This is a genomic window from Lactiplantibacillus pingfangensis, from assembly GCF_005404945.1.
In the GTDB taxonomy this organism is placed as follows: domain Bacteria; phylum Bacillota; class Bacilli; order Lactobacillales; family Lactobacillaceae; genus Lactiplantibacillus; species Lactiplantibacillus pingfangensis.
Genome location: NZ_BJDG01000023.1, coordinates 41813 through 57201 on the forward strand (window position 1 = coordinate 41813; position 15389 = coordinate 57201).

The window sequence follows — 15389 nt, forward strand, 5'->3', positions numbered from 1 at the left end:
TGTTATTAATTAGTCAATCATAGTATAATAGTTTCACGTATCGGGTTTTAACGAATAGAAAGGATGCTAACCATGATAACTGAATTAGCTGCAATGTTGCAGGAACGTTTTGGGATTACCTTCAAGAATCCAGATTTACTGGCCGAAGCGTTTACCCAAGCATCATATGTTAACGAACACCAAGATCAAAAGTTGAAGTATTACGAACGAGTCGAATTTTTGGGGGATGCCGTCTTAGAATTAGCGGTTTCTGAGTATTTATACAAGCGTTATAAAGACATGCCCCAAGGCAAGTTGACTCGCCTGCGAGCGGCAATGGTTTGTGAAGATAGTTTTGCCAGCTTCGCGCGTGAGTGTGACTTTCCGAAATATATCCGTTTAGGTAAAGGCGAACAGAAGGCTAAAGCTTGGGAACGTGATTCGTTACTCTGTGACATCTTCGAATCATTTGTTGGTGCTTTGTACTTAGATCAAGGTCGCGAACCGGTCTTGGCATTCGTGCATCAAGTTATTTTTCCTAAATTGGACGAAGGTCGCTTTGATGGTGTTTTTGACTACAAAACGACGTTACAAGAATATTTGCAGCAAGCTGGCGATGTTGAAATCGACTATCAATTAGTTGAACAAGACGGTCCTGCCAATGAACGGTCTTATGAAATCGCTGTTTCTGCGAATGGCCGTCAAATTGGTGAAGGTCGTGGCCACTCTAAAAAAGAGGCTGAACAAAGCGCGGCCCGCCAAGCTTATACGAAATTACAGGAAAGTAAGTAAAGGGTGAAAGACGAAATTTGCTAATAAAAGCAGTCGTATCCGCGGTACATTGGTGGTGAAAAGTGTCGCTTCCGGCCGTCACTGATGGCATGCGGACGAGGGACCAGACCAAGCCTGAGGGGCGGTCTTGGTCTTCGCCCGGAATGGTTGCAAAAACCGCAACTATCCCGGACCGTCCATCCCGTAAAACCGGCAAAAGCCGCCGCTCTAACGGGACATTCACGCCCGATGCCATCAGCGACGCCCTCCAGCTAAGGATAAAGGTATTAAAAATCATTTATCCAGTGAGCAATACTTTGAACTTTCTCGGATGGTTTGATTGACCGTATGTGATTAACAGTTGATTTATCAGCCCTTTAAAATTTTTAACATCAGTGACAGCCGGAAGCGGGAGTTCTCGCTAGCACTTCTCAACCTTTAGTTTAGGATGATCAGTAGGCGAGAATTCAAGGTATTTTGTGAGAATTGCCGCTTAATTTTTTTGAAAAGTAACGATTAATAATTACAGGAAGTTTGTGTCGAATGCAACTTAAATCATTAGAAATCAGCGGCTTTAAGTCTTTTGCCGATAAAACAAAAATTGATTTTCAAGCTGGAATGACTGGCATTGTCGGCCCAAATGGGAGCGGTAAGAGTAATATTATTGAAGCGATTCGCTGGGTCTTGGGTGAACAAGCCGTGAAGAGCTTACGTGGGACGAAAATGACCGATGTGATTTTTGCCGGTTCGGCCCATCGTAAACGGCTGAACATGGCAAAAGTGACGATCACGTTTGATAATAGTGACCACTTTTTACCGTTAGACTACGCGGAAGTCAGCATTACCCGGAAATTATTCCGCAATGGTGATAGCGAGTATTTGATTAATAATCAAGCTTGCCGCTTGAAGGATATTACGACTTTAATGATTGATACGGGTCTGGGTAAGGACTCGTTTTCAGTGATTTCTCAAGGCCGAGTCGAAGCCGTTTTCAACGCGAAACCAGAAGAACGACGGAGCATCATTGAAGATGTCGCCGGCGTTTTGAAGTACAAAAAAGATAAGCAGACGACTGAAAGCCGTTTGGCGGATACCACCGATAATTTAAATCGAATTACCGATATTATTGCCGAGCTAGATCAACAACGCGGGCCGCTGGAAGAACAAGCCAGTCTGGCTCATGATTATCAAGATCAGAAACAGAAATACGACTATTTTGACCGGTCACGTTTGGTTAAAAAAGTGACGATTGCCCACGATCAATTGGTCAAAGTTAATCAACAATTAAGCCAAGCTAAAGGGTTAGTTCAAAAATACCAGGTGCAGGCAGATGCTGGTGCCACGGAAGTTGACCAACTCAAACGAGAACAAGCAACGCAACTACAAGCTAAAGATGAGTTGGCAGCTAAAAATCTTGAGCTGACTAAGACCATTGAAAATACGCAGGGACGTCAAGGAATTGATGCGGAACGACGCCAGAATCAACAAGCAACGCAGGAGCGTTTAACTGCGGATTTGACCGCGGCCAAGACTGCAGTGAGTGACTTAACGGCCCAAAAGGCTCAATTGACACAGCAGTTAACGACGCAACAAAAACAAGTGACTCAATTAAAAACGGCTGTGGCTGAGCTGACAACGGCAACTAGTGAGGCCGGTCGCCAACAACTGGCGGAAAAATTGGAAGACCTTCGTGCCGCCTATGTCGCCGAAAAACAGACTGAGGCATCATTGAATAATGAAGCTAAAAATCTGATCAAGCAACATCAACAGGCAGGGTCGCGAACGGACGCCACGACGCGAAACCTCACCACCGCCCAGGCACAACTTGCCGCAGCTAAGACCACTGTTGATGAACAAAATCATCAATTGCGAACGATTGAGAATCAAGTCAGTGCACAGACGCAACAATTAGCAGAACAGCGTGCCGCTTATCGGAAGAGCGCTGAACAATATGAAAGCCAACAACAAAATTATTATGCTGCTTTAGGCTTGCGCGAAAAAGCCAAGTCGCAGTTAGAAACACTGCAATCTGCACAAGAACGCTATACGAGTTTTTATGCGGGTGTTAGGGCGGCCTTGGAACATCGTCAACAGTTTACTGGGATCGCTGGGGCAGTTTCTGAACTATTAACGATTCCGGCCAATTACACGAAGGCGGTTGAAGTGGCGCTGGGTGGTCAAGTTCAAAATATTGTCTGTGACACGCAGCAAACGGCTAAAGCGGTGGTCGCCTTTTTGACGACGCATCACGCTGGTCGCGCGACCTTCTTACCCGTGGAACGGATTGACCCACGGCAACTGCCGGTGACAACTGAGCAAGCCATTCTACAGCAGGCTGGTGTCTTAGGAATTGCGAGTGAGTTAGTGACCTGTGCCCAACCTTATGTGGCGATTAAGCGCTATTTGCTTGGGACGACGGTGATCGTCGACACGCTTGAACATGCCTTGGCGATTTCGCGGACGCGGCGTTTCCATTGCAAATTGGTGACCGTCGATGGTGAAACGATTGCGGCCAGTGGCGCGATTACCGGTGGTGCAACCATGCATGGTGATCGTGGTGTACTGCAACAGCGCCAACGGACTGATCAATTAGCCGCGGATTTGGAAAAAATGACGCATGCCCTGACAGCTAGTGAGGAACAGCTTCAAGCAACCAAATTGGCGAACACGACCTTGACGACGGCCGGTGAAGCCAGTCAACAAAAGTTGAGCGAGTTAAAGGATCAAGCCAATCAGAACCAAGCTAATTTGCAAGCCGCACAGCGGGAACTTAGTCAATTGACGCGGCAAGTCAAAGCGCTCGACTATGAACGCTCACAACGCGCCGATGAAGACAGCAGTTATGAGGAACAGGTTGCACACAATCAACAAGCCACGGCCGATAATCAACAAAAATTAGCAGATTATTTGCAACAAATTGACACAATTAAGCAACAACAACAAGACTATACGACCTATCAGCAAGCACAAGCGGGACAGCTTCAAAACCAACGCGAAACGTTGGTGACGTTGCAAGAACGTTGCAAACAAGTTAAACAACAACTTGAGCAGTGTGATCAGCAGTTAGCGGCGCAACAAACTGCGCAACAGCAAGCCGCTGAACAACTGAAAACGGTCCAAGCCGCTTTGGCAGATGATCAGTTGTCAGGTCAGGAACGAACGGCCATCTTGGTGAAGGCTCAGGCGGACCAGACTGAAGTGGTTGCTGCCCAAACTGAGGTGCAGTCGAAGTTGACGGCTGCTAATGATGCCCTCGTGGCGTTGAATACGACCCAGACGCGGACACAGCAACTCTTGGCCGCGGCAACGGATGACTTTCGGCGACTGGAGCTCAGCCAAACGAAATTGGCTGGTGAAGTCGACCATGCGACTGCTGATTTAGGCGAAAAATACAGCTTAACTTTGGCGGCCGCTCAAACTGATTTGAGTGAGTTGGACTTGCCTGAAATCAATGAGCAACTTAAGTTATTAAAACGCGGTCTCGATGAAATTGGCACCGTCAATTTGGGTGCGATTGCGGCATTTGATGAGTTATCTAAGCGTTATGACTTTTTAACTGATCAAGTGGCGGATTTGACCCAGTCGAAGGCCGACTTACTGCAAACGATGGCTGATTTAGATGAAACCGTTGTGACTCGCTTCAAAACGGCATTTGACCAAGTGGCGACTGAATTTAGCGCGATTTTTAGTCAAATGTTTGGTGGTGGGAAGGCTGAACTGATCTTAACTGATCCAGAGCACCTTTTGACCAGTGGGGTCGATATCATGGCCCAGCCACCTGGCAAAAAGTTTCAACGGTTAAGCTTGTTATCCGGTGGTGAACGCGCGCTAACAGCGATAACGTTGCTGTTTGCAATCTTAGCCGTTCGGCCAGTACCATTTAGTATTTTGGATGAAGCGGAAGCGGCGCTGGATGACGCCAATGTGGACCGTTTTAGTCAATATTTGCAAGACTTTCAGACGGGAACGCAATTCGTCATCATCACCCACCGAAAAGGGACCATGATGCACGCAAATGTGTTGTACGGCGTCACGATGGAAGAATCTGGCGTTTCAAAGATGGTTTCAGTGTCATTAGATGAGTTGAAAGCAAACACCAATACTGAAAATTAAGCCAAAGGAGCAATGATAAGATGGGATTATTTAGTCGCCTTAAACAAGCATTTAGTTTACCAGAATCCGAAGCCTCTCAAGCCGCATCTGCGACTAGTGAAGCCACTGAATCTGCGGCCAGCCAGGCGGAAGCCGGGACCAGTGCCGCAGTGAGTGCGGTTGCATCCAGTACGAGTGAAGTTAGCAGCGAGCCAACTGAATCAGCCGCAACTTCCGCTGCGACTGAAGACACGACCAGCACGGTTGCCACCAGCCATGCCGCTGAATTAGTCGGCACCGACTCACTCGCTCACTCGGCCGAATCTGAAGCCGAGTCAGTTGCGCCCGCAGCGGTTTCTGAGGCGGTCAGCAGTGCCCCCACTTCGACAGTGGCTGCTGCGCCTGACTCAATTGCGACTGGGTCCGATGACGCATCCGTGGCTGATGACGAGCCTGAGGGAACTCAGTCGGCAGAGCCAAGCGAAGCTGAACGTTATGATGAAGGGTTGAAAAAATCGCGGAAAACATTCGGTGATCGCATTAATGCCTTTCTAGCGAACTTCCGGCATGTCGATGAAAGCTTTTTCGATGAATTGGAAGATACCTTGATTGAGTCTGATGTCGGCTATGAAACTGCGATGCGCATCAGTGATGAGTTACGCGATGAAGTTAAGCTCAAGAACGCTAAGAGTAAAAAAGAACTTTCGAGCGTGATCGTTGAAAAACTCGTTGATATGTACGGCGAAGCCGGCCGTGGTGAGGATAACAGCATTCATTTAGCCAAGTCTGGGCCCACGGTGATTCTATTCGTCGGCGTCAACGGCGCTGGTAAAACGACGACCATTGGTAAAATGGCAAACATGTATAAACAACAAGGCAAGAAAGTTTTGTTAGCCGCTTGTGATACTTTCCGAGCGGGCGCCATTCAACAACTTCAAGTTTGGGGCGAACGTGACGGTGTCGATGTTGTCGCCGGCCCTGAAAAGAGTGACCCGGCTTCGGTTTGTTTTGACGCCGTTAAGAAAGCCAAAGCGGAAGATTACGATATTTTATTCGTTGATACTGCTGGTCGCTTACAAAATAAGGTGAACTTGATGAACGAGCTGGAAAAAATTAAACGGGTCATTACCCGTGAGATTCCAGCTGCGCCACAAGAAGTCTTGTTAGTCTTAGATGCTACGACCGGTCAAAATGCGCTGAACCAAGCGAAGCTGTTTAAACAATCGACTGCCGTGACGGGAATCGTCTTGACAAAACTCGATGGTACCGCGCGTGGTGGGATTGTGTTGGCCATTCGTAACGAGCTGCATTTAGCGGTCAAGTACGTTGGTCTTGGTGAAAAAGTGACTGATTTGCGGCCATTTAATGCCAATGATTTTGTTTACGGGCTATTTAAAGATGTGATTGCAGGCTAATAACTTTGAGAACGGTTTTTCGGATAACGGAAGATCGTTTTTATTTTTTCCTAGAAATGGCGGCTGAGAGTTGACGTTTCTAGGAAAAATCGGTAATCTAAGTGAGTGTGCAATTAGTCATGTTTGTCTAAAGGAGCGTCCCATGGAAATTGAAAAAAATTACCGCATCAATTCTTTATTTGAATTCTATGAACCACTACTGACCAATAAGCAAAAGTCTTATATTCAGTTGTATTACGGTGATGATTATTCTTTAGGGGAAATTGCCGAAGAATTTTCGGTCTCGCGACAAGCGGTGTACGATAATATTAAACGCACGGAAAAGATTCTCGAAGGTTACGAAACCAAATTGCATTTATATCAAGCATTTGTTGAACGTAATCACGAGGTTGACGCGATTTCAGCGTATATTAAGCAGCACTATCATGGTGATGCGACATTAATTAAAATGATTCAACAACTAGTCAACTTAGAAGCTGACTCAGAATAAAAAATGAAGGTTAGGTGAACACTGATGGCATTTGAAGGCCTAACAGAACGTTTACAAAAAGCAATGACCAATCTCCGACGGAAAGGCAAAGTTTCCGAGAGTGATTTGAGAGACACTATGCGGGAAATCCGTTTGGCGTTACTTGAAGCCGATGTTAACTTTACCGTCGTGAAAGATTTTGTCAAAACGGTGCGAGATCGTGCCTTAGGGGCGAAAGTCCTCGAAGGTTTAAATCCAGCACAACAGATCGTTAAAATCGTTAACGAAGAATTAACTAAGACCATGGGTGAGACGGCTGTGCCGTTGAACAAATCGGCTAAGATTCCAACGGTGATCATGATGGCCGGGCTTCAAGGGGCCGGGAAAACGACCACGGTTGGGAAACTTGCCCTCAAGCTCAAAAATGAAGAAAATGCCCGCCCATTAATGATTGCGGCCGACGTTTATCGACCAGCTGCGATTCAACAATTGAAACAGGTTGGACAACAGATCGACGTCCCAGTTTTCGAAATGGGGACAGAGGTTGATCCAGTTGAAATTGTCCGTCAAGGGATGGCTGAAGCCGAAGCTAATCATAATGATTATGTCTTCATTGATACTGCCGGTCGTTTGCAAATTGACGAACAGTTGATGACAGAATTGGCTAACATCAAGGATTTAGTCCATCCAGACGAAATCCTTTTAGTCATCGATGCCATGACTGGTCAAAATGCGGTGAATACCGCGGAAGGCTTTGATCAGAAGCTTGACGTCACTGGGGTCGTTTTAACGAAGTTAGATGGGGATACCCGTGGTGGGGCCGCGTTATCAATTCGCGCCGTGACCGGTAAGCCAATCAAGTTCGTTGGTCAAGGTGAAAAGATGACCGACCTGGATGTCTTCCATCCAGACCGAATGGCGGATCGTATCTTAGGCATGGGCGACATGTTGACGCTGATTGAAAAGGCGCAACAGCAGTACGATGAAAAAGAAGCCGAACAAATGAACCGCAAGATTCAGGAGAATTCTTTTGACTTCAATGACTTCATCGATCAACTTGATCAAGTTGACAAAATGGGTAACATGGAAGATATCATGAAGATGATTCCTGGGATGGCAAATAACCCCGCGATGAAGAACTTCAATATGGATCCGAAAGATATTGCTCATATTCGTGCGATTGTTTATTCCATGACCGCGCAAGAAAAGCAAGATCCAGATGTTTTAAATCCATCTCGTCGTCGTCGAATTGCAGCTGGTTCTGGCCGACCGATTCATGAGGTTAACCGGATGATCAAACAATTTAATCAGACTAAAAAGATGATGAACCAGATGTCCAAAGGTAACTTCTCTGGGATGGAAGGGTTAATGGGCGGCGCCGGTGGTGGTGGCGGCCTCGGTGGCAAGATGCAACAGATGGCGATGAAGCGGATGGTCCGCACCACCCAAAAGAATAAAAAGAAGCGTTTAGCCAAGGCAATGCGGCGTCGTAAACGTTAATTTAAAACTATTTTTAGCCTGTCAAGAAAAAAACCTTTACAAGCTATTGATTTACTGGTATATTATTACCTGTTAAAGAATTCGGGAGGTGTTTAAATGTCAGTCAAGATTCGTCTAAAGCGGATGGGTTCAAAGAAAAATCCATTTTACCGGATTGTTGTCGCTGATTCACGTTCACCACGTGATGGTCGTTTTATCGCCCAAGTCGGCACATACAACCCACTTACAGAACCAGCCCAAGTTAAACTTGAAGAGGAAGATATCCTCGGTTGGTTGAACAATGGTGCACAACCTTCAGATACGGTTAAGAATATCTTATCTAAAGCCGGAATCATGAAGAAGTATCATGAAGCTAAGTTCACTAAATAATAAAGCGGTAATAGATCATGGCAGATATTAAAGCTTTAATCAAAACGGTCGTCACGCCGTTGGTTCAATATCCAGCCGATATTACGATTGATTTCAAGGAAACCAATCGTTACTTGGAATATAACTTAACAGTTAATCCCGAGGATATTGGGCGGGTTATTGGTCGCCAGGGACGCGTTGCTTCGGCAATTCGGACGATTGTGTATAGTGTCCGAGTTTCAGGACCTAAACGAGTTCGTCTTACGATCGAAGATGGACAGAAAAAAAACTCTTGAGCGAAGCAGTAATGTTTTGTTCGAGAGCTTTTTTATTACAAAAAATAACACGCAATTTTAAGGAGGGCATATGGCTTATTTTCGAGTAGGTACTTTAGTTAATACCCACGGCATTCGTGGTGAAGTCAAGGTAGTCGTGATTACCGATTTTCCTGAGAAACGTTTCGCTAAGGGCGAAAAGCTAATCTTATTTAAAGATGTGGCGGACACGACCGGTGGGATTCCAGTGACGATTGCCACGGCACGTGAACAAAAAGGACTCTTTTTTCTGACATTTAAAGGGCTCGACAACATTAATGATGTTGAAAAATACAAAGGTTGGACCTTAAAGGTTGCGGCTGAAGCCTTGCAGGACTTGCCAGCGGGCGAATATTATTATCATCAAATTATTGGCTTAAAAGTGGTGACGGTTGCTGGTGAAACCATTGGCAAGGTCAGCGAAATTTTATCACCGGGTGCTAATGATGTCTGGGTCGTTCAACGTGGGCATGGCCTCGCAGACGTCCTGCTACCAAAGATTCCACAAGTTATCAAAAAAGTTGATCTGGCGGCCGGAACGGTCACGGTTGAATTGATGGAAGGGTTGATCGACTAATGCGGATCGATATTTTAAGCTTATTTCCGCACATGTTTGACGGGCCACTACATGAGTCCATGATTGGTAATGCGGTTGAAAATAACTTGATTGATGTGGGTGTCACTGATTTTCGAGACTATACGACCGATAAGCACAACCATGTCGACGATTACCCGTATGGCGGTGGCGCCGGGATGTTGCTGCAGCCACAACCAATTTTTGATGCGTTGGCAGACGTGCAGACGAAGCATCCAGAAAAAGGGCGCGTTGTTTTGCTTGATCCTGCGGGCTATCAGTTCAATCAAACGGTTGCGGAGGACTTTGCTAAGGAAGACCACTTAACATTCATCTGTGGCCATTATGAAGGTTATGATGAGCGAATCCGCTCACTGGTGACGGATGAGGTCTCATTAGGTGATTATGTGCTCACTGGTGGCGAATTAGGGGCAATGGTCATGATTGATGCGACGGTTCGGCTGATTCCAGGCGTTTTAGGTAATTCAGAGTCGGCGCCGGGAGATTCATTTTCCAGTGGCCTATTGGAATACCCACAATATACGCGTCCAGCCGATTTTCGAGGCATGAGCGTCCCGGACATCTTGTTGAGTGGTGATCACGGTAAAATTGATGACTGGCGCTTAGAACAGGCTTTAAAGCGAACCTACGAGCGTCGACCTGATATGTTAGCCCAGCTGACCCTTAACGGCAAGGCCCGACAAATGCTGGCTGATATTAAAGCAGACGCCGGCGATTTATAATCAACCCTTGCACCGGCGAGGGGATTATGTTAATCTATTTATTGGCTATCATGCCCATTAACGACATTCCGCTGACCAAAGTTGTCACGAATATCGGCGAAAGGAAGAAACAAAACTATGCGTCAAAACCAATTGATCGAAAAGATCACCAATGACCAACTCCGTACGGATATCCCTGATTTCCGCCCTGGAGATACTGTTCGTATTCACGCCCGTGTTGTTGAAGGCACGCGTGAACGGATCCAATTATTTGAAGGTGTCGTTATCAAACGTCACGGTTCAGGTATCAGCGAAACCTATACTGTTCGTAAGATCAGTAACGGTGTCGGTGTTGAACGGACTTTCCCATTACACACACCTCGTGTAGCGGCTATTGATGTTGTTCGTCAAGGTCGGGTACGTCGTGCTAAGTTATACTACTTACGCGACTTACATGGTAAGGCTGCTCGGATTCCAGAACGCCGTCGTAGCTAAATCCAAGCAAACAAGCTTGATTGACTGGTTTAGGCCAGTCATTGAGCCTCAAAACGATCGGCTGATTCGTCAGTTGGTCGTTTTTTTGCGCAATTATTTTTGTTTAATAAAAATATTATGATAAAATTAGGGTTGATATTTCATGAGATGGGGATCCAATCGCGTCCGGATGATGCAAGTTAAATTTGCCTAGAAATATCACAGTTGGTGATATCGGAGGTCAGCAAGTCGTGAAAACAGTATTAAGTGTCAATCCGATTTTAGAAGAGTCGATCGTGATGTGGCTCGTGATTAGCATTAGTTTGACGGCGATTATTTATTTGGTGATTTGGGTGATTAGGCGACGAAAGTAAGGCCAGCGGTTCAATCAGGCAGGGGACTGATTGGATCTTTTTTTGTCGTTGTAAGGAAAACCTTGATCAGGCTAGTCATAAATTTATTTGTTTCAGATTATCACTTGTTTCCCAACCGGTGGTTATTTTATACTCAATGTAATCAAACATAGAGAGTTGGCGTGGTGAAAAATGACTAAGCAACGACGAGAATGGCTGATTGAGGCAACTGAACTTACTTTGTTGATTGTAGTCGTCGGGTTGAATATTTGGTGGATGGTTTATCGCTATGGTGGGGAAACTTATTATGTACAAGCCGGTAAAACATTGAATTCTTACGATGTTAGCTTACCAACTGGGGTGAAGAGCACGGGGCATACATACTTAGGCCTGGGGATTAACCGGCATGGGGCTAAGCGACAGATTAAATTTAAGACGGACGCGGTTGCACCTGCACCATTCAGCAAGAGTAAGCTGGTCAAAGTGACCGTCAATACGCATTTTGGTGTGACCAATTATGAACCCGTCAAAAATACGAAACACTTACCAGTTTCCGTCCGAAATCAATTGGTGAGTTAGCGCGGAGCAAAGTCGTTGTCTGGAAGTTTAATTCTAGTCGGCGATTTTTTGTTCAGTGCGTAAACAAGCCGTAACCAATTGTTACTTGGCGATTTTTGTGGGAATATTTGTTAAATAAGCCCGATTGATAGTTTTCTGCTTGATCAAGCAAACAACACCCGTGCTCACTAGTAACCAGTGTGACTGATACAGACGAACTTGAACAGTTTGGCTGATTTTGTACCTTGTTCGACCGGAAGCCACGCCTTAAGATGTTTTTTGAACAACGTGTTCAACTTTCATTTTGAGGGGTGAGGTTTATGTTCAAAGCAGAATGGGGTCACTTGCGACATGACCACGGGATGATTTTAGTATTAGTCATGATCGCGTTAATTCCGGCAATTTATTGCTGGTTGTATTTGTCATCAATGTGGAATACTTATGGCAAACCCGCCGATATTCCGGTTGCAGTGGTCAATCAAGATATTTCACAACGCTATCATGGTAAAACGATTCAGATTGGCTCAACATTAGTTAAGTCGTTGCAACACTCGGATTCACTGGACTATCATGCGGTTTCAGCAACCCGCGCAGCGCAGGGATTGAAAACGGGCAAGTATTACATGACTGTCACGATTCCACGCGACTTTTCTAAAAATGCGACGACCTTATTAAGTGATCAGCCGCAACAGTTACGGTTACATTATCGGATCAGTTCTGGTCGTAACTTTATTGTGGCTAAAATGACGACGGGCGCTGCGACGGCAATCAATACAAAAGTTGCCACACAGGTTACTAAAATGTACGCCAGTATTTTATTAGGAACGGTTAAGTCGGTGACTAATGGGATGCAAACAGCTGGCAACGGCAGTCAGGCCTTGGCCGCTGGTGAAACTCAGTTGCAAGCCGGTAATCAGAAGTTGAGCCGTGGCAGCAATCAGTTGGCATCGGGGTTAACCGGATTGCAGCAGGCGCTTCCAATGAGTCCGGCCACCGCCACGATGAAAGCCGGGTTAGCTAAATTGCAGGCTGGCAGTCAAGCGCTCTCAACTGGGGCGACGGCGACGACGCTAGGATTGAGCCGCTTACAGGCCGGCAATCAATTGGAGGCCCAACAGTTACGTGCGAGTGCCCAACGACTACGTCAGATTCACACGAAAGTTGCTAATGCGACGGTTTTAGCTAGTCCGGTAGTGGCCGTCATGACTGATGAGACGAAGGTGCCAAATAACGGCACCGGGATGGCACCGTTTGCGATTGCCATTGGCTTATTTGTTGGTGGTATCGCGGTCGGCACCATGTTTGATGCCTATACCCCGGCCGAGCGACCCCGACATTGGCTAAGCTGGTGGGCGGCGAAGTTTTCCATTGTTGGCTTAGTTGGTGGGCTGCAAGCAATTGGCTTGTTCATCGTTTTGCACAATTTTATTGGCTTACAAGTTCAATCCAATTTACAGTTGGTCGTGCTGTTATTACTCGGTTCATTAACGTTTCTGTCGATTATTTTTGCCTTGCGAATTTTGTTAGGTGGGTTTGGGACTTGGCTAATTACGATTGTTTTAGTTTTACAACTGTCGGCCTCCGCGGGATTATACCCAACCCAATTGACCAGTTCCTTTGCGAGTCGGTTGACGCCCTATTTGCCAATGACTTACTTGATTGATGGCCTTCGACAGGCGATTTCGTTAGGTGGCTCGATTCAAAATGATAGTTGGCTGATGTTCGCGATTTTAGTGCTGGCAAATGGGCTGATTGGCTTAAAATTTGCGATTAACATTAAAACGGCTAAATTTGGTTTTTGGGACGGTGAAGATTTAGAGCTAGCGGAGGTGAAAAAATGATTAATGCGCATAGCATTGCCACGCGAAAGTGTATTGAAGCAGCACTAGTGACGGTTATCCAGGGAAAGGGGTTTAAAGCCTTAACCGTGGCGGATCTCTTAAGACAAGCCAAAGTGTCGCGGGGGACTTTTTATCGTTACTATTTGGATAAATATGACTTGCTGGATCAATGTGAAGATCAATTAATGACGGACATGCAGGCAATTTTTGACCAGTATCCGAAACCGAATTTGATGAGAATTGAGGAAACGCCGCCGGCCAATGCGTTTTATGTCATGATGAAAGTGATCTATCAGCATCGCCGAGCGATTAGCACGTTAGTCAATTGCCCAGAGACGACCTTATTAGCCAAGATTAAGCAGTTGATTGGTGATAAATTGATTGTGGAGCCGTCATCAGAACTGATGGGGACTAAACCGACGAGTCTTGTGTCAGCAGAGTTAGCTAAGGCTTTAATCGTGGAAAATATTGTGACAATTTTAACGTACTGGCTAGGCCAGACGCCAATGGTCGCGCCAACTAGCGCTTACGAGATTTTTCTGCGCAGTCGGCTTCTAAGCCCCGTTGATCTTGCTGAAATTATGGTGGCTTCCGCTAGCATCGAGCAGACAAAAGCGTGATAAAAATTGATTATTTTGGTTGTTGAATGAGTGGGTTAATTTTTCAGTGAAAGCTGGCATCTTTAGCGTGAGTTTTCGAAAAACGCTGAAGATGTTTTGTATTATCTCGTCGGTGTGACACTGGTTGCAAGCTACCTGGGGCAATTAGTAAGTTAAACGCCAACTGATGAAGAAGTTATGAGTATCGATTGGTTTTGGTTGTCGCTATAATTTGAGCTGTGATTAGGTGTTTAACTCGCAGACAGGTATACTAACTTTAATAGAGGGGGAACGTAAACATGAAGGAAAAAGAAGTATTTCATATTAATGGTTATATCGGCTTAGTCTTGGCAATTCTATTTGTCATCGGTGGTGGCTGGTTGATTTGGACTGGGAGTACGAGTGATAATGTGCCAGTCGTGTTATTGGGCGGCCTGTTGATTATTGTGGCTGGCTTTGGCGCCAGTTCGCTGACAATCGTTGGACCTAATGAAGCACGGGTGCTGACATTCTTTGGTAAGTATATCGGGACGATTCGCGATTCGGGTCTATTTATGACCGTGCCGTTAACGAGTAAGTTTTCAATTTCATTGCGGGTTCGGAACTTTAATAGTGCGATTTTGAAGGTCAATGATTTACGTGGGAACCCGGTTGAAATTGCCGCAGTGATTGTATTTAAGGTCGTTGACACAAGTATGGCTTTGTTTGCGGTGGATGACTACGAACAATTCGTCGAAATCCAAAGTGAATCGGCAGTTCGCCATGTGGCTTCTGAATATCCGTATGACACTTTTGATGATGAGAAAAAAGTCACGTTGCGTAGTAATCCAACCGAAGTGTCTGATCGGTTGACCGAAGAGTTACAGGAACGCTTAAATGTTGCCGGTGTTGAAATTGTTGAAACTCGCTTGACGCATTTAGCCTACGCGACAGAAATTGCTAGCGCCATGTTGCAACGGCAACAATCTTCTGCCATTTTGTCTGCCCGGAAAGTGATCGTTGAAGGGGCGGTTTCTATTACGGAAGATACCATTGAACGTTTGGAAAAGGATACCGGCATGCAGCTATCTGACGATAAAAAGTTGCAATTAATCAATAATATGATGGTAACCATTATATCGGAGCGCGGGACTCAGCCGGTGGTTAATACTTCTAAGGTGGAGTAGAAACGCTGAATTAAAGGTATTTATAGTACTTGAAATTTAGAACCGACTCTCTGAAAAAGAGGCTGGTTCTTTTTTGCGGTGAAGTGTTGATCGGTTATTTGCCAAAATATCGGCTAGTTGTTTAAGCCGATTAGGTCCCCGAATTGTCAAATCAAGTGCAACACTAAGTAAAATAAACAAAGACATGGAGCTATACTCATTAATGCAATGTGAG

Annotated in this window: 15 protein-coding genes; all 15 read left to right on the forward strand. The window is 45.6% G+C overall.

Going from position 1 to position 15389, the window contains the following annotated elements; genetic code table 11:
- The first annotated feature begins 72 nt into the window (after nt 1-72).
- The 15 genes from rnc (at nt 73) to FFM74_RS10710 (ending at nt 15175) form a co-directional block, all read left to right on the forward strand.
- Nucleotides 73-771, forward strand: a complete 699-nt coding sequence (gene rnc, locus FFM74_RS10645; RefSeq protein ID WP_137626614.1) for a ribonuclease III — start codon at nt 73-75, stop codon at nt 769-771.
- 522 nt (nt 772-1293) lie between these two features.
- A complete protein-coding gene (gene smc, locus FFM74_RS10650) occupies nt 1294-4863 on the forward strand; it encodes a chromosome segregation protein SMC (protein WP_137626615.1) in 3570 nt (1189 codons plus the stop codon).
- A gap of 20 nt (nt 4864-4883) precedes the next feature.
- Nucleotides 4884-6257: a signal recognition particle-docking protein FtsY gene (gene ftsY / locus FFM74_RS10655; protein WP_137626616.1), complete on the forward strand. Its 1374-nt coding sequence runs from the start codon at nt 4884-4886 to the stop codon at nt 6255-6257.
- A 142-nt stretch (nt 6258-6399) separates the two neighbouring features.
- Entirely contained in the window at nt 6400-6747 is a 348-nt protein-coding gene (locus FFM74_RS10660) for a putative DNA-binding protein (protein ID WP_137607511.1), read from the forward strand.
- Between the two features lie 24 nt (nt 6748-6771).
- On the forward strand, nt 6772-8226 hold the full coding sequence (ffh, locus tag FFM74_RS10665) for a signal recognition particle protein (protein ID WP_137626617.1): 1455 nt from the start codon (nt 6772-6774) through the stop codon (nt 8224-8226).
- A 96-nt stretch (nt 8227-8322) separates the two neighbouring features.
- Complete coding sequence (gene rpsP, locus FFM74_RS10670; RefSeq protein ID WP_003638633.1) at nt 8323-8595, forward strand: 30S ribosomal protein S16; 273 nt, start codon at nt 8323-8325, stop codon at nt 8593-8595.
- Nucleotides 8596-8612: 17 nt separating this feature from the next.
- Nucleotides 8613-8870, forward strand: coding sequence for an RNA-binding protein KhpA (gene khpA / locus FFM74_RS10675; protein WP_137626618.1), 258 nt, complete (start codon nt 8613-8615; stop codon nt 8868-8870).
- Between the two features lie 70 nt (nt 8871-8940).
- A complete protein-coding gene (gene rimM / locus FFM74_RS10680; RefSeq protein WP_137626619.1) occupies nt 8941-9465 on the forward strand; it encodes a ribosome maturation factor RimM in 525 nt (174 codons plus the stop codon).
- Nucleotides 9465-10205 carry a tRNA (guanosine(37)-N1)-methyltransferase TrmD gene (gene trmD / locus FFM74_RS10685; RefSeq protein WP_137626620.1) on the forward strand — a complete coding sequence of 247 codons (741 nt, stop codon included), beginning with the start codon at nt 9465-9467 and terminating at the stop codon, nt 10203-10205. The genes rimM and trmD overlap by 1 nt, the downstream gene beginning before the upstream one ends.
- A gap of 117 nt (nt 10206-10322) precedes the next feature.
- Nucleotides 10323-10679 carry a 50S ribosomal protein L19 gene (gene rplS, locus FFM74_RS10690; RefSeq protein WP_137626621.1) on the forward strand — a complete coding sequence of 119 codons (357 nt, stop codon included), beginning with the start codon at nt 10323-10325 and terminating at the stop codon, nt 10677-10679.
- A 230-nt stretch (nt 10680-10909) separates the two neighbouring features.
- On the forward strand, nt 10910-11032 hold the full coding sequence (locus FFM74_RS13855; protein ID WP_263405183.1) for a hypothetical protein: 123 nt from the start codon (nt 10910-10912) through the stop codon (nt 11030-11032).
- A gap of 171 nt (nt 11033-11203) precedes the next feature.
- The gene (locus FFM74_RS10695) at nt 11204-11590 is read left to right on the forward strand and encodes a YxeA family protein (RefSeq protein WP_137626622.1); all 387 of its coding nucleotides are present in this window, start codon (nt 11204-11206) and stop codon (nt 11588-11590) included.
- A 299-nt stretch (nt 11591-11889) separates the two neighbouring features.
- On the forward strand, nt 11890-13410 hold the full coding sequence (locus FFM74_RS10700; protein WP_137626623.1) for a YhgE/Pip family protein: 1521 nt from the start codon (nt 11890-11892) through the stop codon (nt 13408-13410).
- Nucleotides 13407-14030, forward strand: coding sequence for a TetR/AcrR family transcriptional regulator (locus FFM74_RS10705; protein WP_137626624.1), 624 nt, complete (start codon nt 13407-13409; stop codon nt 14028-14030). Before FFM74_RS10700 ends, FFM74_RS10705 begins: the two co-directional genes overlap by 4 nt.
- 278 nt (nt 14031-14308) lie before the next feature.
- On the forward strand, nt 14309-15175 hold the full coding sequence (locus tag FFM74_RS10710) for an SPFH domain-containing protein (RefSeq protein ID WP_137626625.1): 867 nt from the start codon (nt 14309-14311) through the stop codon (nt 15173-15175).
- The last annotated feature ends 214 nt before the right edge of the window (nt 15176-15389 follow it).